This window comes from Marinarcus sediminis (SeqCode) (assembly GCF_048571275.1).
Lineage (GTDB): Bacteria > Campylobacterota > Campylobacteria > Campylobacterales > Arcobacteraceae > Marinarcus > Marinarcus sediminis.
This window is the reverse complement of record NZ_CP182357.1, coordinates 568,790-587,989: the sequence shown is the minus strand read 5'-3', so window position 1 is coordinate 587,989 and position 19,200 is coordinate 568,790. Positions and strand designations below refer to the sequence as shown.

The 19,200-nt window shown below is 34.8% G+C and carries 22 protein-coding genes and 4 tRNA genes; 21 read left to right on the top strand and 5 right to left on the bottom strand.

What is annotated here, in order from left to right; translation table 11 throughout:
* Positions 1–82 precede the first annotated feature (82 nt).
* From ACNI3C_RS02955 to ACNI3C_RS02860, 20 genes are all read left to right on the top strand, one after another.
* Positions 83–340: a phosphopantetheine-binding protein gene (locus tag ACNI3C_RS02955; protein WP_419770758.1), complete on the top strand. Its 258-nt coding sequence runs from the start codon at positions 83–85 to the stop codon at positions 338–340.
* Positions 324–1,439 carry a beta-ketoacyl-[acyl-carrier-protein] synthase family protein gene (locus tag ACNI3C_RS02950; protein ID WP_419770757.1) on the top strand — a complete coding sequence of 372 codons (1,116 nt, stop codon included), beginning with the start codon at positions 324–326 and terminating at the stop codon, positions 1,437–1,439. Before ACNI3C_RS02955 ends, ACNI3C_RS02950 begins: the two co-directional genes overlap by 17 nt.
* A complete protein-coding gene (locus tag ACNI3C_RS02945) occupies positions 1,436–2,074 on the top strand; it encodes a beta-ketoacyl synthase chain length factor (RefSeq protein ID WP_419770756.1) in 639 nt (212 codons plus the stop codon). Before ACNI3C_RS02950 ends, ACNI3C_RS02945 begins: the two co-directional genes overlap by 4 nt.
* Positions 2,071–2,421 carry a hypothetical protein gene (locus ACNI3C_RS02940; protein ID WP_419770755.1) on the top strand — a complete coding sequence of 117 codons (351 nt, stop codon included), beginning with the start codon at positions 2,071–2,073 and terminating at the stop codon, positions 2,419–2,421. The genes ACNI3C_RS02945 and ACNI3C_RS02940 overlap by 4 nt, the downstream gene beginning before the upstream one ends.
* 53 nt (positions 2,422–2,474) lie before the next feature.
* On the top strand, positions 2,475–3,800 hold the full coding sequence (locus ACNI3C_RS02935; protein ID WP_419770754.1) for an alpha/beta fold hydrolase: 1,326 nt from the start codon (positions 2,475–2,477) through the stop codon (positions 3,798–3,800).
* Positions 3,801–3,842: 42 nt separating this feature from the next.
* Positions 3,843–4,601, top strand: coding sequence for a phosphatidate cytidylyltransferase (locus tag ACNI3C_RS02930; protein ID WP_419770753.1), 759 nt, complete (start codon positions 3,843–3,845; stop codon positions 4,599–4,601).
* Entirely contained in the window at positions 4,598–5,665 is a 1,068-nt protein-coding gene (gene dxr, locus ACNI3C_RS02925) for a 1-deoxy-D-xylulose-5-phosphate reductoisomerase (RefSeq protein WP_419770752.1), read from the top strand. Before ACNI3C_RS02930 ends, dxr begins: the two co-directional genes overlap by 4 nt.
* The gene (locus ACNI3C_RS02920) at positions 5,655–5,927 is read left to right on the top strand and encodes a hypothetical protein (protein WP_419770751.1); all 273 of its coding nucleotides are present in this window, start codon (positions 5,655–5,657) and stop codon (positions 5,925–5,927) included. Before dxr ends, ACNI3C_RS02920 begins: the two co-directional genes overlap by 11 nt.
* 2 nt (positions 5,928–5,929) lie before the next feature.
* A complete protein-coding gene (locus tag ACNI3C_RS02915) occupies positions 5,930–6,358 on the top strand; it encodes an Lcl C-terminal domain-containing protein (RefSeq protein ID WP_419770750.1) in 429 nt (142 codons plus the stop codon).
* 8 nt (positions 6,359–6,366) lie between these two features.
* A complete protein-coding gene (locus ACNI3C_RS02910) occupies positions 6,367–6,921 on the top strand; it encodes an RBBP9/YdeN family alpha/beta hydrolase (RefSeq protein WP_419770749.1) in 555 nt (184 codons plus the stop codon).
* Positions 6,918–7,907: a tRNA (adenosine(37)-N6)-threonylcarbamoyltransferase complex transferase subunit TsaD gene (gene tsaD / locus ACNI3C_RS02905; protein ID WP_419770748.1), complete on the top strand. Its 990-nt coding sequence runs from the start codon at positions 6,918–6,920 to the stop codon at positions 7,905–7,907. The genes ACNI3C_RS02910 and tsaD overlap by 4 nt, the downstream gene beginning before the upstream one ends.
* Positions 7,907–8,233, top strand: coding sequence for a translation initiation factor SUI1 (locus ACNI3C_RS02900; protein ID WP_419770747.1), 327 nt, complete (start codon positions 7,907–7,909; stop codon positions 8,231–8,233). Before tsaD ends, ACNI3C_RS02900 begins: the two co-directional genes overlap by 1 nt.
* Positions 8,234–8,373: 140 nt before the next feature.
* On the top strand, positions 8,374–8,736 hold the full coding sequence (locus ACNI3C_RS02895; RefSeq protein WP_419770746.1) for a NifB/NifX family molybdenum-iron cluster-binding protein: 363 nt from the start codon (positions 8,374–8,376) through the stop codon (positions 8,734–8,736).
* Positions 8,737–8,844: 108 nt separating this feature from the next.
* The gene (locus ACNI3C_RS02890; protein WP_419770745.1) at positions 8,845–10,230 is read left to right on the top strand and encodes an NAD(P)H-hydrate dehydratase; all 1,386 of its coding nucleotides are present in this window, start codon (positions 8,845–8,847) and stop codon (positions 10,228–10,230) included.
* Positions 10,227–10,538 carry a divalent-cation tolerance protein CutA gene (gene cutA, locus ACNI3C_RS02885; protein ID WP_419770744.1) on the top strand — a complete coding sequence of 104 codons (312 nt, stop codon included), beginning with the start codon at positions 10,227–10,229 and terminating at the stop codon, positions 10,536–10,538. The genes ACNI3C_RS02890 and cutA overlap by 4 nt, the downstream gene beginning before the upstream one ends.
* Positions 10,535–11,314: a thiazole synthase gene (locus ACNI3C_RS02880; protein WP_419770743.1), complete on the top strand. Its 780-nt coding sequence runs from the start codon at positions 10,535–10,537 to the stop codon at positions 11,312–11,314. The genes cutA and ACNI3C_RS02880 overlap by 4 nt, the downstream gene beginning before the upstream one ends.
* Before the next feature lie 122 nt (positions 11,315–11,436).
* A tRNA-Pro gene (locus ACNI3C_RS02875) sits at positions 11,437–11,514 on the top strand.
* A 12-nt stretch (positions 11,515–11,526) separates the two neighbouring features.
* Positions 11,527–11,603 (top strand) — tRNA-His (locus ACNI3C_RS02870).
* Between the two features lie 11 nt (positions 11,604–11,614).
* Positions 11,615–11,691: transfer RNA gene (locus ACNI3C_RS02865), tRNA-Arg, on the top strand.
* Between the two features lie 49 nt (positions 11,692–11,740).
* A tRNA-Leu gene (locus tag ACNI3C_RS02860) sits at positions 11,741–11,825 on the top strand.
* 140 nt (positions 11,826–11,965) lie between these two features.
* On the opposite strand, the gene ACNI3C_RS02855 is transcribed toward ACNI3C_RS02860, so the two are convergent.
* From ACNI3C_RS02855 to ACNI3C_RS02835, 5 genes are read right to left on the bottom strand one after another with little or no spacing between them, the layout of a single operon-like run.
* Positions 11,966–12,835, bottom strand: a complete 870-nt coding sequence (locus tag ACNI3C_RS02855; RefSeq protein WP_419770742.1) for an HlyD family secretion protein — start codon at positions 12,833–12,835, stop codon at positions 11,966–11,968.
* A gap of 9 nt (positions 12,836–12,844) precedes the next feature.
* Entirely contained in the window at positions 12,845–13,045 is a 201-nt protein-coding gene (locus ACNI3C_RS02850; RefSeq protein WP_419770741.1) for a DUF1656 domain-containing protein, read from the bottom strand.
* Positions 13,045–15,153 (bottom strand): FUSC family protein, encoded by a 2,109-nt coding sequence (locus tag ACNI3C_RS02845; protein ID WP_419770740.1) that lies wholly within the window; start codon positions 15,151–15,153, stop codon positions 13,045–13,047. Before ACNI3C_RS02845 ends, ACNI3C_RS02850 begins: the two co-directional genes overlap by 1 nt.
* The gene (locus ACNI3C_RS02840) at positions 15,137–16,570 is read right to left on the bottom strand and encodes an efflux transporter outer membrane subunit (protein WP_419770739.1); all 1,434 of its coding nucleotides are present in this window, start codon (positions 16,568–16,570) and stop codon (positions 15,137–15,139) included. The genes ACNI3C_RS02845 and ACNI3C_RS02840 overlap by 17 nt, the downstream gene beginning before the upstream one ends.
* A 6-nt stretch (positions 16,571–16,576) precedes the next feature.
* Positions 16,577–17,002 carry a MarR family winged helix-turn-helix transcriptional regulator gene (locus tag ACNI3C_RS02835; protein WP_419770738.1) on the bottom strand — a complete coding sequence of 142 codons (426 nt, stop codon included), beginning with the start codon at positions 17,000–17,002 and terminating at the stop codon, positions 16,577–16,579.
* Positions 17,003–17,273: 271 nt separating this feature from the next.
* On the opposite strand from ACNI3C_RS02835, the gene ACNI3C_RS02830 reads away from it, so the two are divergent.
* Positions 17,274–19,133: a sensor domain-containing diguanylate cyclase gene (locus tag ACNI3C_RS02830; RefSeq protein WP_419770737.1), complete on the top strand. Its 1,860-nt coding sequence runs from the start codon at positions 17,274–17,276 to the stop codon at positions 19,131–19,133.
* The last annotated feature ends 67 nt before the right edge of the window (positions 19,134–19,200 follow it).

Genomic DNA, 19,200 nt, shown 5'->3' with positions numbered 1-19,200 from the left:
TAAAATAAATGCACTTTATAAGAGGAGTAAAAGCACGATGATATTATAATCCCTACTTTAGAACATATAAGGACATACAATAATGAGTATATCAAACAATGAATTTAAGCAAATCCTCATTGATGGTTTAAAACTTGAAGATATGAGCGTTGACGATATCAGTGACAGCGATGCGCTTTTTGGAGATGAGGGTTTAGGTTTAGACTCTGTGGATTCAATTGAGTTGGTTTTAATTATAGAAAAAGAGTATGGTGTTAAAATTAATAATCCTGAAAAATATGATGAAATTTTTGCTTCAGTTGATAATTTATTAAAATATATCAATGAAAATATCAAATAAAGCCTATATCAATTCATATACCAGCGTCTCTTGCGCAGGCAATAACTCTCAAGAACTTTTTGAAGCCATTTGCCAAAAAAAAGAGACGATTTCTTTAAATCAACGTTATGTAACAGATACTACGGTTGCCATCGGAGAGATCAAATCCGATAAAAGTTTTGATACTTTGTTACAAGATGCTTGTCAATATATTTTGGATAACTCTACATTAAATGATTTTTCAAATACTTTGCTTGTTGTTGGATCATCGGTTGGTGGAATGCGCCATACAGAAGAGAGCTATTTTACTTCACAATCATATACAAACATTAACTATAAAGAACACCCTATTGATGGCATTGCACATCAACTTAAAACCCATTTTAACTTTTATGATGACATCTCATTCTCAACTGCGTGTACGTCAAGTGCCAATGCCTTAGGTTATGCAAAAGAGGTGATTGCTAAAGGGATATATAAAAATGTTTTAGTGGTGGGGGTTGATTCTTTGTGTGCCACAACGGTGTGTGGATTTTGGGCATTGAGTGTGTTATCAACGAAGCCTTGTACCCCTTTTGAACTTAATCGAGAGGGTATGAATGTCTCTGAAGGGATTGCAGTTTTACTCATTCAAGATGAGAAGCAAGAGAATGCTGTTGAAATTTGTGGGGTGGGGTACAGTTCAGATGCACACCACATGACCCAACCCCATCCTGATGGAAAAGGGGCACAAAAAGCGATGAACAATGCCATAAAAGATGCCAAAATTGCAAAAAGTGATATTGCGTACATTAATGCACATGGTACGGGAACACAAGCCAATGACAGTGCCGAACTCAACGCTATTGGAACACTTTTTGGGGAACTCAGACCATATGTAGGTTCAACCAAATCTGTTACTGGGCATACTCTGGGTGCTGCGGGTGCACTTGAAGCCATTATTGCATGTATGGTTCTTCAACACAATGTGGTACCTCCAAGCAAAAATATTCAACATCCTGACAGAGAAGATGTTGCATTTTCAAATGAAGCAGTGAGTATGGAAGTGAACTATGTCTTAAGCAATTCATTTGCTTTTGGTGGAAACAATACCAGTCTGGTTTTTGGGAAAGTACGATGACGATAAATTTAGAAATCCTGAACAGTGCGTATTTAGTTGGGGAAAAGAAAATTGACAATTTGACTACCAAAGAGCTTGTGCCTAAAATGGTTTTTAGAAGAAGATTGACTCAAGCTTCAAAACTGGCCATTGAATTGATTAACCAAGTTGAGTTTTCTCATGGTCGTATTATGTATGGGACAGGTTATGGGGAGTTAGAAGCCAGCGCAACTATTCTAAATGCCATTGCAACAAAAAGTGGAATTTCTCCGACAGATTTCCAAAACTCAGTTTACAATACGGCGGCTTCATACAGCTCTATTTTATACAATAATGAGAATGAAATCATGACCATCTCTTGTGGTGAACAAACGGGAGACAGACTTCTTAAAATGGGTGCCATTAAAGCTTTAGATGGGGATGAGATATTGCTTTTAGCCACAGAAACCATCAACATAGAAAATATTCAACAGATTAATCATTGTATTGATTATTTGGAGTGTGCAGTGGCTTTAAAAGTCAGAGTCACTCAAAAAGAGCCAACGTGCAATATTGAAAAATGGGATGAAAGTTTGCCCAAATCTTTGGCTTTTTTAATTGCAATTGCACAAGAGTGTAAAAAAAATAAATCAAATATTATAGGCATAACACTGTGAATTTGCCCCATTTAGCTCCCATAAAATTTGCACAAGAGGTGTTAAGTGTAGATGAAAAAAGAGCAAAAGTTAAGTGTGTTTTCCCTTTTGCACCAACTATTGCAATGCTTTTTGAAGCAGCAGCTCAAAGCAGTGCCGCTTTTTCACAAGATGAATCCAAAATAGGTTTTATTGTGTCTGTTAAAAACTTAGAACAAATCAAAGAGATCCAAATCAAAGAGGTGATTGTTCAATTAGAATTGTGCGTTGCTTTTGGCAATATCAGCGAATTTTCATTTGATATTTTAAATGCTCAAGAGAGTGAAAAATATGCTTTTGGTATACTTACGGTAATGATTCAGTCTTAAAATAAATATTTTTTTCATTTTGATTTGAATACAAAAAAGAGAAAGTTTTTGTTATGCAACACCTATATAAACTTTTTATCATTGTTTTGTTTTTTTCAAATTTGCATGCATTTGAAGAGCGTATCAAAGAGCCCATTTTCAATGAATATGTCTATGTGAAAACAGCAGGTAATCCCAATAAAGAGACCATCGTTTTTATTCATGGTTTAGGCAGTGATGCCTCTTTGATTTGGAATAAAACCATTCAAAAACTTCAAAAAGAGTATTATATTATTACTTTTGATTTACCCGGGTTTGGACAATCGTCTAAATCAAAACAGTTATACTCTCCTGAAAACTACACCCGATTGATTTTTTATCTGACCAATAAATATTGTACAAAACCTTTTTATCTCGTAGGGCACTCTATGGGTGGTGCTTTGGCACTTAATTTTACGGCAAAACATTTTGGTATGGTTAAAAAGTTGATGCTCATTGATGTAGCAGGAATTTTATATAAAGAGGCATACAGTAATTTTTTAATTACAGCAAGGATTGATAAAATATTTAATACTCAATTTTCCAACCAAACCAATGACAGTAAATGGGTGACCTCTTTTTCGAATTTTATGAATAAAATAGGCAATTGGTTCTCTTTAAATATGGATGAGTTTGTCTCAACCTCTACCCCTGAAGTGATTGCAGGATATACCTTAGGGATTAAAGATTTCAGTCAAGTTATTCCAAAAATTGATGTCCCCACTTTTATATTGTGGGGGCAAGAAGACAGCGTGGCACCTTTAAGAACAGGGTATATTTTAAATAAAATGATACCCAATTCAACGTTGAAAATTATAACCAGCAGCGGGCATGTTCCTATGCGAGATGCGTATGATGAATATTTTTCATTTTTAAATGTATTTTTACATAAAGAGATAACACCCCATGATACTCAACAAACTTTCCAAACATTCAAAAAAGTCTTGCGACTGGATAAAAAGAGCAATCAGATTATTTCAGGAGAGTATGAGAAAATCATTTTGTATAATTGCAAAAATATTGTCATAGAAAATGCAAAAATAAATCATCTTGAAGTGTTTAATTCCAGTGTACATATTTTAAACAGCACATTTTTTGCTCCAAAAACAGCCATTGAGAGCAGAAATGCCTCTTTACTTATAACTGCAACAGATATTTATGCACAAGTGGGAATAAAAGCCAACAGTTCTCGATTGGATCTTGCTGGAACCTATTTTTATACCTCTGTTGATGCCATTGAAAATGCTAAATCCAATGAAAACACTCATGTGATTTTTTCTTTGTCTAAACTCATGGATAAAAATGGCAACCAAAAAAGTCTTCATGGGAAGTATATCTTAACCCATTCTCAAAGCTTGTAAAGTTTAATAATGCTAAAATGAGAAAAAATTAGAGGGATTTAAATGTTTGAATTAATCAAAAGCAGTTCAACAAGAATTATGACAGCCTTGGCTCTGTTTGCTGTGTTTATTCTGGTCAGTTATATTGATACATTATTTGTAGTTTGGTTATTTTTTGGTGTGTTTATGATTATTGGTGTTGATGAAGCGATGAAGCTGTTTAAAGTTGAAAATACTCTTATATATCAATTTGCAGGTATCACTTGGATTATTGCATATTTTTATACACAAGCAGACGATTTGATTTTTGTTGCACTGGTTGTTTTTGCCTCGATTTTGGCTTACAAAAGAGATATTGATAAAAGAATAATTTTACCACTTCTGTATCCATTGGCGTCATTTTTATTTTTATTGGCTTTGTATAATGGTTTTGGAATCAGAGTATTATGGTGGATTTTATTTATTGTTGCCAGTGCCGATGTGGGAGCTTATTATGTGGGTCGAAGTATTGGAAAAACAAAATTTTGTGAAACCAGCCCAAATAAAACCATAGAGGGTTTAATTGGGGGAATTATTTTAGCCGCTATCTTAGGACCACTTTTTGCCATTGAGCAAGTCTCTTATTTTACCGCTTTACTTATATCTTTAGTGGTGGCACTCTCTTCGGTGTTTGGAGATTTATTTGAAAGTTATTTAAAACGAGAAGCCGATGTCAAAGACAGTGGTAACATCTTACCTGGGCACGGTGGCGTATTAGACAGAACAGATGGCTTTTTATTTGCTGGTATTGTGATGCTTGTATTATTAAGAGCGGTCGTTTGATACTATTAGGAAGTACAGGTTCCATTGGTTGTAATACCATTGAGGTTGCGAAAAAATTTGGTTTAAATGTTGAAGTATTGGTTGCTGGCAATAATATTGCACGATTAAATGAACAAATCAAAGAGGTCAATCCTAAAAAAGTGGTCATTGCCAATAAAGAGGATATTTCAAAAGTCAATCACCCCAATGTCAGCTTTGGGCAAGAGGCTATTTTAGAAGCGATTGAAACCTCGCATTCTCAAACAGTGGTCAATGCACTTGTTGGCTTTTTAGGTTTAAAACCCACCCTTAAAGCCATGGAGTGTGGCAAAAAAATTGCTTTGGCCAATAAAGAGTCTTTGGTTGTTGCAGGACAATTTATAGACCAAAGCAGACTCATACCCATTGACAGTGAGCACTTTGGACTTTGGTATTTACTTCAAGATAAACCTATGGAGTCTATGACCATTACTGCAAGTGGTGGTTCATTTCGAGATTATCCGCTTGAAAGACTTAAAACGGTCACCGTAAAGGAGGCGTTAAATCATCCCAATTGGTCAATGGGAAATAAAATTACCATTGACAGTGCAACCATGACCAATAAACTTTTTGAACTGTTGGAAGCAAAATGGCTTTTTAATACCACAAAACTGGATGCCATTATTGAAACAAAATCACTTATTCATGCGATGATTAACTTTAAAGACGGCAGTACCACTGCACATATTGCGAATGCTTCAATGCAACTTCCTATTGCGTATGCCATTACTAAAAAAATTACCGAAGCCATTTTAAAACCTGTTGATTTGGTTAAAGTGGGTTCCTTGGAGTTTCGAGCCATAGATGTTCAAAGATACCCTATTTGGCAAGTGAAAGATTTTATTGTACAAAATCCTCAATTGGGTGTGGTCTTAAATGCTGCCAATGAAGTGGGTGTGGCTAAGTTTTTAAACAATGAAATTCCTTTTTTAAATATTGCGAATATCAGTTTAAGAGCATTAGAAAAGTTTGATACAGTACACGCAACATCTCTGGATGATATTTTTGCTATTGATAAAGAAGTAAGGATTTTTTGTGAATCTTGATTTACTTCTCCCTTTTGGAATTATAGTCGCACTTGTGGTGTATTTGATTTTTTCAAGAAACAAATTTGAAAAAAGTGTGCTTGATATTTACGAAGCAAAATTTGAAGAGTGGAAAAAACACAACAGCTCAAACTCCTCTCCTGTCATATCTAAAGAGTTGGTTGGACTAATCTTCAAAGAAAATGGTAAAATAAACATAGAGTTAATAAACAAAGAGATTAAAAGCAAAATTGAAAAAGGCAAATTTGAAATAAAGGAGTGATAATGAAATATTTTTTATCTGTTCTCTTCCTTACGACTATTTTACAAGCAGCTATGAATCGAAACCCATCTTTAGAAGTTGTTGTTGATACTCAAAACAGATTAATGTGGATGGACAATAAAGAGAATATTCTCAAACAAATGAGTCATAAAGAGGCAGAACCTTATTGTGAAAATCTCAGATATGGAGGGTATACAAATTGGCGCTTGCCCACGCTTGAAGAGTTTGAAACCATTGTAGATAAACAAAATTTTAAAACGTACATACACAAAGCATTTAAATACAACGTCCCTACTGGATATTGGGCAATAAAAGCGCATTTTAGAACACTGTGGTTTTATGCCGATTATATGAATTTCGTAAGCGGTACAGCATATTTTGACAACAGAAATGTCAATAAATATGTTCGATGTGTCAGAACAATAAAATAGGATAAGCAGTGAGTAAACGAGTATTAATATTACATGGTTGGGGTGGAAGTTCATATCCTCATTGGCAAGCACATTTAGCCGCAGATTTAATCAAAGAGAACTATGTGGTTTCATTTCCCCATTTGCCCAATATGGATTTTCCCAATTTGGATGAGTGGAAAGCCTTTATTAAAAAAGAGGTAGAGCATTTCCAACCCAATATAGTTGTGTGCCACTCTTTGGGAAATATTGCTTGGTTTCATATTGTAGATGAGTTAGATATTTTATTGGATAAATTGATGCTTGTTGCCCCTGTGAGAAAAAATTGTGACCTAAAAGAATTAACCACATTTTTTCCCTACCGTGAACCTAAAAATTTGAAGAGTAAAGAGGTCATAATGGCCATTTCTGACAATGACCCTTATATGAACTTTGAAGAAGCCATGGCGTTACAACAAGAGTTGAATGTGGGCATGAAAATCATGGAAAATGCAGGACATATCAATGCCCAATCGGGTTTTGGAAAACTTGATTGTGCATTGGATTGGATTAAGCGAGAAGAAGAGTGTGAGTTGCAAGAATGATTTTAAGCATTGAAAGCAGTTGTGATGACAGCTCTATTGCCATCACTTCTATTGAAACCAAAGAGTTAATCTATCATAAAAAAATATCGCAAGAACTTCAACACAGTATGTATGGTGGTGTGGTACCTGAACTTGCTGCCAGACTTCACGTAGAAGCCTTGCCCAAAATTTTGGAAGAGTGTAAACCCTTTTTCCCTAGGTTAAAAGCCATTGCCGTAACCAATGCTCCTGGTTTAGCCGTTACGTTAATGGAAGGGGTGATTATGGCAAAAGCATTGAGCATCAGCTTGAATCTTCCATTAATTGCAGTCAATCATCTCAAAGGGCATATCTACTCTTTATTTATTGAAAAAGAGGCCATTTTACCTATGAGTGTATTATTGGTATCGGGTGGGCATACTCAAGTCATTGAGGTAAACTCTTTAAATGATATGAACATTGTTGCCAAAACCATAGATGACAGTTTTGGAGAGAGTTTTGATAAGGTCTCAAAAATGCTTGAATTGGGTTATCCAGGTGGTCCTGTGGTTCAAGAGCATGCGCTAAAGGGGGATGAAAATCATTATGCGTTTCCCATTCCATTACGACAGAGTCCTGAAATCATGTTTTCATATTCAGGATTAAAAAATGCTGTTCGAATGGCAATTGAAAAAGAAGCGGAGATTACTTTTGAAGTCAAAGCCAATATTTGTGCTTCTTTTCAAAAAACTGCTGTGGCACATATTGTTCAAAAAATGAAAAAACTTTTTAAAGTAAATCCTCCTAAAAACTTCGCCATTGTAGGAGGAGCCAGTGCCAATATTGCATTAAGAACGGCCATGGAAACACTGTGTAAAGAGTATGATACGACACTGTATTTAAGCGAATTAAAATATTGCTCAGACAATGCGGCAATGATTGGGAGAGTGGCACTTGAGCAATATAAAAACAACGATTTCACCGATGTGAACGAAATAGACATACAATCAAGAGTAAAGGTTTTATAATGATTTTTGAAATGGGTGCAAAACTTTCAGGGGATACCTTTGATACCAAAAAAGAGGATAAAAAGAAAAGTATCAGCAATGAAATTATGGCAAAAAATCAACACCAGTTGGTATTTACTTTTGAAAAAAGAAACGGCAAGCCTGTCACTCTTGTGGGTCGATTTTATTTAGAAGAGAAAGAGAAAAAAGAGCTTTTAAAACTCTTAAAGAAAAAGTTAGCCTGTGGCGGTGCTATTGCGAATGAATGGCTTGAATTACAAGGCGATGTAAAAGAAAAAATTAAAACCATTTTAGAAAAAGATGGCTGGAAATTCAGAACAAAATAGAGAATAAGCCACTCACTAACTATAACTTAAAGTTATAACTAACATAAGCAAATCATAATAATTAACTTACTACAATTCACTTTTAAAGCCCCTGTAAAAGCTTTAGAATAATAATTTAAACTTATATTAAAGGATAGAAGATGAGAGTAGTATTTCCTACAGACGAGAATAATGGTTTTTTAAGTCAAAGAGGTGCACATTTTGGTAAAGCAAAATTCTATACAATTATAACCCTTGAAAAAGATGAAATAGCGCAAGTTGAAGTGATTGAAAATCCAGGGCATGAGAGCTCTTGTGGCAGTGCTATTAATAATATTATGAAGTTAAACCCAGATGCGCTGGTTGTCAGTGGTATTGGGTCAAGTCCAGCTAAAGGTTTTTTTAATAAGGGCTTGGATATTTATTTTGATAAACGAAGTCCAAAAGTGGAAGATTCTATTAAATTGTTGATTGCAGGAGAATTAGAAAAACTGGGAACAAAAGGGACGTGCTCTAGCCACTAAAATGTTTTTGATGCCAAAAGGTTTAAAGGAATTAAATTTCTTTTTTTGTTATAATCAATCATACCGTATTTTTTTGTGAGTTTTTGAAAAAATAGATTAGGATTTTTGATGCAAAAAGTATTTAATGAAGTGAACACTTCAGATAAAAAGTGTTATGAACAATATGGTTTGAGTGAAGATCTTTTAATGGAACATGCTGCTTTAAGTATGGCGTTATTTATTCAAGAAAAATTTGAACCAGGCGAGTCTGTTTTAATTGTGTGCGGAGCTGGAAACAATGGTGCCGATGGGATTGCCTTGGCACGATTGTTGTTTGCTAAGTACGATGTTCATCTTTTTTTGCCTTTGGGCATAAAGTCAAAAATGGCACAACTGCAACTTCAAAGAGCACAAAACATTGGCATAAAACCTATCGAACAACTGCTACCTTGCAGTGTTATTGTGGATTGTCTCTATGGCTCTGGATTAAACAGAGATTTAGATGAATTCAGTATAAAAATTATCCATAAACTCAATCAAATCAAAGCCTTTAAAATCGCGTGTGATATTCCATCAGGGATTAATCAAGAGGGGCAACTTTGTCCGGTGTGTTTTAAAAGCAATGTAACAATTACTATGGGGGCACAAAAAACGGCACTCTATACTGACTTGGTTAAAGATTTTGTAGGAAAAGTGCATGTAGCCTCTTTGGGTCTACACCGAAGTTTATATGAGGGCGAAACCAATATCTTTTTATTGGACAAGTTTGATATGGAGATACCTTTTAGGCTCCTTTCAAATACGCACAAAGGGACGTTTGGTCACTTAGCCGTGATTGTGGGTGAAAAAAAAGGTGCCGGTATTCTTGCTGCAGATGCAGCGTACTGTTTTGGTGCTTCATTGGTGACCACTATTTCTCACCAAAATTTGACTTTGCCGTACCATATTATGCAATGCCACAAACTTCCAGAAAATACCACTGCCATTGCCATTGGCATGGGGTTAGGCAATTATGCAGATTTTGAAATCAATGAAATTTTAAATACCAATTTGCCTAAAGTTATCGATGCGGATCTGTTTTACGATGAAGTTATTATTGATTATTTAAAAGATAATTTGGTCTTAACGCCTCATCCTAAAGAGTTTTGTTCACTTTTAAAGCTGTGCAAAATTGCAGATATTGGTGTGGATGAGTTGCAAAACAATCGATTTAAATATGCTTTGATGTTCAGTGCTAAGTATCCAAACATTGTACTGTATTTAAAAGGGGCAAATGCCATTATTGCGTATGATTTTAAACTCTATATCAATAAATATGGCAGTGCTGTTTTAAGCAAAGGAGGCAGTGGAGATGTTTTAACAGGTCTGATTGCTTCACTCTTAGCACAAGGGTATAATCCCCTTAATGCCACCATCAGTGCAAGTTTAGCACACAGTATTGCTGCAAATAAATATGAACAAAATAACTATGCTCTTACACCAGAAGATTTGATTATGGAAATTAAAAAACTGTGAAAACCATTATTGTACAAACCACGTGTGCCAATAAAAAAGAGGCCAAAAATATTGCCAAAATATTAGTGAAAAAGAGGTTGGCAGCTTGTGTGCAAATGTCGAAAGTGAAATCTATTTATCGTTGGAACAAGGAACTTTGTGTAGATAAAGAGGTGTTGTTGAACATTAAAACAAAAAAAGAAAACTTTGAAAAAATTCAAAGGAAAATTAAAGAGAATCATAGCTATGATTTACCCGAAATTATTGAAATTAAAATAACAAATGCAAGTATTGAGTACTTGAGTTTTATAGAAGGAAACACAAAATGAGTGATATATTAAGAATTGGGAAATATGAGTTCAACAGCCGACTGATTGTGGGAAGTGGAAAATATAAAGATTTTCAAACCACAAAAGATGCCACACTTGCCAGTGGCAGCGAGTTGATTACGGTTGCAATTCGACGTGTGAATATTACCAATCCAAATGAAGAGAATTTGTTAGACTATTTTAAAGGTACTAATGTAAGATTGTTGCCAAACAGTGCAGGGTGTTTTACAGCAGAAGAAGCCATCACTACATTCAGACTCATGCGTGAAGCAACAGGAATTGATATTATTAAGCTTGAAGTGATTGGAGATGCTTTAAAAACGCTTTACCCTGATGTTATTGAAACCATTAAAGCGTGTGAGATTCTAAAAAAAGAGGGGTTTACTATCATGGCGTATACCAACGATGACCCAATCATTGCGAAACGATTAGAAGATGCTGGGGCAGATGCCATCATGCCTTTAGCTGCACCCATTGGTTCAGGACTGGGTATTCAAAACAGATACAACGTAGCTTTTATTAAAGATGCGGTAAAAGTGCCTGTTATTGTAGATGCAGGGGTAGGATGTGCGAGTGATGCAGCCATTGCAATGGAGTTGGGTGCCGAAGCTGTTTTAACCAATACTGCCATTGCAGGAGCACAAAATCCAATTGCTATGGCAGAAGCCATGAAGTACGCAGTAATCGCTGGACGAATGGGATATAAAGCAGGAAGAATTCCTAAAAAACCTTATGCAACTGCGAGTTCTCCTGTGGATGGATTAATCCAGTTTTAAGAGCATAACAGAGAATCTGAGGGAATTTTTGAAAAAAAAAATATTTCCTGAGAATTCTCTTGACATTTGTTTAAAAACATATTATAATTCCGTCCACTTTTTGAGATAAAAGTTAGTTTTGTCGGGGCGTAGCGCAGTCTGGTTAGCGCACCTGGTTTGGGACCAGGGGGCCGGAGGTTCGAATCCTCTCGCCCCGACCATTTTTTTAAATGGTAGATATAGCTCAGTTGGTTAGAGCATCGGGTTGTGGTTCCGAGGGTCGTGGGTTCGAGCCCCATTATCTACCCCATTTTTTTATATGCGTCCTTAGCTCAGCTGGATAGAGCAACGCCCTTCTAAGGCGTAGGCCAAAGGTTCGAATCCTTTAGGGCGTACCATTTTTTTAAGATTTAGTCTACCTAAATCTTTTTTTTAGCAAAAAAACCTGCGGATGTGGTGAAATTGGTAGACACGCCAGACTTAGGATCTGGTGCCTCGCGGTGTGGAGGTTCGAGTCCTCTCATCCGCACCATTATGACTCTATCGCAATTCTTACCTAAAATATGATAAGCTTCCAAAACATTGTTTTTTATTACTCGGCAGTAATTCGGCAGTTTTTGTATATTTTTCACTAAAATACCCAATTAAACTATATAGTACCCAAGCAGATAACTATTTCGTCTCTATCTCAATGGTACAAGTCGTACCTGCTCTTAGGGTGTAATCTTTTGGGACTTCATCAAGTGCAATTCTTACGGGTATCCTTTGGGCGAGTCGTACCCACGTAAATGAGGGATTCACATTTGCCAGTAATCCGTCTCCTCTTTGGTTGTCTCTGTCAGTGATACCATTTGCTATGCTTTGTACGTGACCTTTTAGAATAAAATCTGTTCCCAGTGGGTTCATTTTTGCTTCATCGCCTATTTTTATCTTTGGTATTTTATGCTCTTCAAAATAACCATAAACCCAAAAGCTGTTCTCATTGAGCAGAGATATATGACTTTGTCCTTTATTGATGTAATCGCCTTTTTTCAAAAGCAAGTTATTTATCCAGCCATTTGTGGGTGCGTATACGGTTGCTCTTTGTAAATCCAATTTTGCAATATCCAGTTTGGCTTTGACTTCATTGAGCTCTTCATGTGCAATGATGGCTCTGTATTTGGCATCGTCTTTTATATCTTTAGGAATAATGCTGTCGTCTCCTTTGGCTCTTTTTTCATATTGTGCTTGAGTCATTAAATAGTTTGCTTCTTTTACTTTTACAATGGAGTTGAGTTCTTGGACATTGGTTTCAAATCTTTTTTTGTCGATTTCAAACAGCGGTTCACCTTTTTTAACATATTGGTTGTCTTTGACAAACACTTCATTAATCATGCCTGAAACATCGGGTGTGACAAGGGTAATGTCGGCTCTGATTCTGCCGTCTCTTGTCCATGCTGAATCAACATAGTTATGCCAAAGTGTCAGTCCTAATATCACAGCAACACTTACTACAATAAAGGTAATCATATATCTTAATATTTTTATGGTTTTATTTTTCATGGGATTTCCTTATTTATAAATCAGTAGCGAAAGAGTTGAAAAAATGGAGACAAACAAGGCGGTTCTAAAAAGTCCTGGGTGCCACACAAAATCGTAAACTTCAAGTTCTGCTAAGAGTTTGTTTAACAGAACTTGTATCAATCCTGCAATTAAAAAAATGGCAACAAGGGCGGGAATTTGTACACCAAATACAGAGATAATTTCATTCATTAATGCTCTTCTCCTACGGGTAAAAGTTCGGTATTTTTCATCAAAGAATAGATCATTGAAAATTCCAAACATATTTGTGATAATGCCTTTTGATCGGTGGCATATTGACAGTGTCTGTTTTTTAATGCTTCAATTTCTTGCCCTATTTGAGCCATTTGTTCCTCTTTGCTGAAGTATTTTTTTGCGTCAAAAAATACCCGTATTTGTTCCAATATTTTTGCTATTTGAGCAGGTTTTTTTTCGTGTTCAAAAAGTGTTGAGAACTCTCTTATATGAATGATGGCTTTCCCGATTTCCAAAGTTGAGAGTAACCAGCTAAAAACCTTGTTGGAAGAGGCACTGTTTAATCTTCCTAAGGTGGTGTATCGTTGAATTAAGTCAAACCCTGTACTCTCTAATTTGACTCTTTGTAAGGAGAGTTTCCCTTTAATCAAAATATTTATTTGTGCAGTAAGAGCTTTTTTTACTCTTTTTTCAATCCAAAGTGTTGAAGCAAAATCAATCAGAATAAAACTTGAACCCGATACCAAAAGCCCCAAAATTGTTGCTATGGCATTGTCGGCAAAAAAGACAAAAGTGGTATTATAGTGTGTTGATATGGCACAGGTATTGATAAAAATCAGTAAAATTCCAAAACCAATTAAATTTTTACCCGGCAATATCATAAACAGCGCAATTAAAATTAACGCAGGTGTTAAAAAGAGATTAAAGCTGAGCAAATCATTCACATACATAGGAATGATATAAAAGTTGTACAGAGGTGTTAATATTAGTGCAATGGCACACCCAATAAAAAACTCTTTGGTTGCCCCTATTGGATTGGGTGCAGTACTTAATAGTAAAGTATTCGCTACAGCTGGCATAACAGCAAAAACTGCATATTGCCACCCTGTTATGAGCCAAAATCCCATCATAAAAAGAAGCGCCAATACCCCTCTTAAAATCATCATGGAGATGAGGACATTATCACTGTAGGCTGAAAATGTTAATTTTTGTGCAAATTTTTCAAGATGCATAATTTGTTTGTCATTGTTGATAAAAAAAACATAGGTGCTGAAGTATTCAAGCAGTTCATTCTCTAATCTTTGCATCAAAGAGCAGATGGCATTAAAGTCGTTTATCAACTCAAAGTCACTTAAATTTAATGCATTTTTTTCGTTTTCAATGATATGCGTGGTCTCATTTTTTATTGTTTTTAACTCAAAAATTAACGCATGAATACTCTTTTGCGTCATCTCTTGTTTTTGAAAATTTTGCAAAAGCAGTTCAATGGGGGCATAGATTTTTTGTAAAGTCTTTATAAAAAGCTCTTTTTCTTGGTTATGGTGGATGATATTTTTTAAAGAGAAAAAGGTGGTGCTGATGTGCATGAACTCTGAGTTCAATCTTTTATAATAGAGTTTGTCAAGTTTTTTCATATTGGTTTCAAAATTACTGTTAATTCGTAGGGCATCGGTTCCTAAAATATCGCGTGAATAGTGTATGGCAGCTTTATGTATATCAAAAATATTTGAAGCATCTGCAAAGGTATTGACAATAAGCGTGAATTTGTTTTCTTCACTTTTCAGAAGTGTTTTTGATAACTTTTGTGGAAAAAAAACCTCACTGATAAGACTTGCACAAAAAAGTCCAATGAGCACTTCAAAGAGTCTGTCCGTAGCAAAAATAAATATGTTTAAGGGGTTTTCAATTGTAGGCATGGTTACAAGCGCAATGGTATATCCAGAAAGTACAAATCCATAAGACATAAAGTTTCTTGATATAAAACCAATGCCCGCACATAAACCAATCCAAATGGCAAAAACAGCAATAAATGAGACTCTGTCTTGTGCAAATGCTCCCACAAGGGCAATGGCTATGATGGTGCCGATGATGGTACCAATGAGTCGGTAAAAACTTTTTGAAAAAACCATACCACTGAAAGGTTGCATTACAATAAAAACCGTAAATACCGAAGTTTGTGGCATACTTAAATTAAAGTACATGCAGGCACTTAACGACAACAGTGAGGCCAAAACGGCTTTGGTAATAAAAACAAAGATGGGCAAATCTAAATTTGCCCATTGGCCAAAAGCGGTGGTGATGTCGGCTTTACTTATTGTTGCCATTATTTTCTGCCTTATCTTGGTATCCACCTCCAAGTGCTTGTATTAAATTGATGTGTTCAACAAACTCTTCAGTGAGTAAAGTTACTTTTTTCAGTTCCTCTTTTTGAAGATGGAGTTTTGAGTCCAAATAGTCAAGTTTGTTTTTTAATCCCAGTTGATAAATCTCTTTTTCTATGAAAATGTTTTTTTCTTTGTTTTTTAATATGCTGTTTTCTGCTTGCAGTGTTGCTTTTAACAGATCTAACTTATGCAGTGAATTGACAATTTCATTGACCGCTTTAATAACACTTTCATTGTATTTATAGACATGCGCATTGTAGTCATTGACTTTGGCATTTAAATTTGCATCTCTTTTAGCTCCATCAAAAATAGGCAAAGAGAAAGCGACGCCACCTTCGGGTGCAAAGGAGGATTTATCGGTGAGTTTTGACCAAGGAAATGAGCTGAAATGGAGCAAGCCTTTTAGACTGATGTTAGGATAATAGGTCGATTTCGCATTTTCAATCAGCGCACTTTTACTTTGTAACAGATATTTTTCCATGGCTATTTGTGGTCGGTGTGAAACGATGTCCAAATGCATATCCTTAGGGATATAAAGCGTATACTCTTTTGAGATGTTTGGGTTTTTTAATCTTTCGAGTTCAGAGGGGAATAACCCTGCAATAATACCAATAGAGGTTTTAATCTCCTCGATTTCATTTTTGCTTTTATATATGGCTTGATTGAGTTCTTCTAGGCTTGAATTAGTCTCATTGAGTCGGATTTTGTTCTCCAATCCCAATTGGTATAAATGTTCCAAAATTTCTCTTTTTTCATAAAGCAGTTTTTTCAAACTTCTCAATCTTTGCAGTTTCTTTATTTTATAATTCCATGAAATATAGAGTTTTGCAATTGAGGTGGTAACCGATAACTCTTTCATTTTTATGAGTGCTTTTTGAGCCAGTGCTTCATTTTTTGATGAAGCAATGATGGAACTTCGGCTGTTCCAAAAATCGAAGTCATAATCCAAACTCAACCCTGTTTGATAAAAGTCATAGTATTTCCCACCTAAAGGCTCTGGGAAGATATAATTTTCACTGAATCGTTGTCTTGAAGCGCTTGCATTAAAATCAACCTTAGGTAAATTGGCCGATTGATTGGCTTTAATGATATTATTGGCTTTTGAATATTTGGCTTCGAGTTCTTTTAACGTGGGTGCATTTTTGATGGCATTTTGAATCAAGACATTTAATTGTTCATCCCCAAAATTTTTCCACCAATCGTTTTTTAATGAGATGTCATTACTGGAAAAACCATTCAAATCTTTTAAAAGTTCGGCTTCAATTTTTCTGTTTAGAAGTGTATTTGAGGTCACAACTTTTGGTGCACAAGCAGTAAATGCAACCGTCAATAAAAGAGCAAATAAAATAAAACGCATGAATGTTTACTTGACGTTAGAATAGACAGTTTTAAGCATTTGAATGAGTAATGTTTTGTTATTTTCATCCATACCTTGGAATGCTTCATTCTCAACTTTATTGCTGGCATCGATTAAAATTTTTTCTAATTCTCTGCCTTTTTGAGTGATACAAATGTTGTAAGCTCTTCGATCATTGAGTTTAGATTGTCTTTGCACTAAACCTTTTCTTTCAAGTTTATCGATGAGCAGTGTCAGACTTGGCTGTAAAAAGTAGGTATCTTCGGCGAGTTCTTTTTGTGTTAAATTGTCTTTTTCGCACAATCGTCTTAAAATAATACTTTGTGAAGCAGAGATATCGTACTTCATGAGCTCTTTTTCTAAATTATTTTTTAAACTGTTTCTGATATTTGCTATTAATACCCCAAATACATTATCTAATTTAAATGACATTACAACTCCTTCATCATGTTATTGTATTAAAAGTTAACATATTAACTATTAATGAGTGAATGGAATAATAATCAAATAAGCTTAAATTGGTATAAATTTTTTTACCTAATAGAAATTTTAGAGATAAGGCGTATTTTAACAGTCATAATTTAAAACAATAAAGTCGTATTAATGTTATATTAATACTTTATTCAAATAAGTAACCCTTTATTAAACAAGTATTATGTTTTGATTAACTATCATAATAAAAATTATTCTTTAAGGTAACTCTATGAGTCAGAAAAAGTTTCGTTTTATGTTTTCAATCTATTTTATTATTTTTGGAATTGTAATTACCCTCTTTAGTTCCTTAATTGGGTATAAACTTCAAATGATTGGTGTGGATGAAAATGTTGAAAAAAGTGCACAAGAGATTGCGTATATTAAAAAAACCATTTCACTCAAACAAGTTGTTGATAAAATGGATATGTTGGTTGTTGCATTAGCAAGCAACAAGAGTTTAATTGAGTATATTAAGCATCCCGATAAACAAAAAGAAGAGAATCTCATCAATCTATTTTTTGCCATTACTATGACAGATAAATATATTATGCAGACACGCTTTCTTGATGAGAACGGTTTCGAAAGAGTAAGAATAGACAGACTCAATATGCAAGACACCCCTTTTGTGGTTGAAAAAGCGAAACTTCAAGACAAGAGTAAACGAGACTACTTCCTTACAATTAAAAATTTAAAAAGTGATCAAATTTGGCACTCAAAACTGGATTTAAATATTGAAAATGGGAAAGTAGAGGTTCCTTTTAGACCTACTATCAGAGTGGCAAAAGCACTCTTTGTGGATAATCACTTCAAAGGTGCTGTCATTATCAATATTTTAGCAACAGAACTTCTTGACAGCGTAAGAAAATCAACTGTTTTTGAACACTACATCGTGGATAAAGATGGTTATTTTATTTTACACCCAGAGGATAAATACTCATGGTCAAAATACACCAACAGCAGTCGAAGAATATACGATGATTTCCCAACTCAAGCTTCAGCCATTTTAAATGGGGAAAGCAGAGGTGAAGATTTTTATGCCTTTTCATTAAATGATATTTTGAACAATACAGATAAGGCTATATTTGTACTAAAACCAAAAGCTGAGTATCGATACTCTTTGGTTATGGCAAATATTAAAACAACCATCTTTGTACTGCTATTGAGTATTCTAATCAGTATTCCACTTGCTTTGTATGCTTCATTGGTGCCTTCAAAACTTCAAAAAGCACTTGTTAATTCCAATAGTGAGTTAAAAAGATTTGCTGAAATTATTGACAACTATGTATTGACCATAACAACAAAAAAAAGCAGTATCATCACTTCTGTCAGTAAAGCTTTTTTAAGATCGTGTGGTTACAGCAAAGAAGAAGTTATTGGACAAAAAATGAGTATGTTCAGACACCGAGATACGCCAGAAGAGCATTTTGTTAAATTATGGAACAGTCTTGAAAAAGGTGAGAAATGGTTCAGTTTGGTTAAAAATCAAAAAAAAGATGGCACATTTTATTGGTATGAACAAAATATTATACCCATTGAAGATGAAGAGGGGAATGTGCACTCTTATATGTCAATAGGAACTGATGTGACCGCTAAAAAAGAGTTGGAAAAACTCTCAGTTACTGATAAATTAACAGGTTTATATAATCGTAGACAACTTGACACTGTTATGGTTACTGAAATTGAAAGAGCAAACAGATATAAAAAATCGCTCAGTTTACTGATTATAGATATTGATTTCTTTAAAAAGGTCAATGACGTGTATGGTCACCAAGTAGGAGATGAAACCTTAATTGCTTTAGCGAAAATATTATCTGACAATGTACGTCTTTCAGATATTGTGGGACGATTTGGTGGAGAAGAGTTTTTGATTATTTTGCCAGAAACCAACATAAGTGAAGCGCAACTTTTAGCTGAAAAACTCAGACTTGCCGTTGAAAAGTATGAATTTCATCGCATAGGTCATGCTACTATCAGTATTGGAGTTGCCCAATATGAATTGACTACCTCAGAAGAAACATTAATATATCAAGCTGATAGCGCATTATATAAAGCAAAAGCCAATGGAAGAAATTGCGTGGTTTGCGCTTAAAAACATTCGTAAAAAACAGATTTTAAACAATAAAAAAAGAGCCAGTAAAGGCTCTTTTTAACTCCCT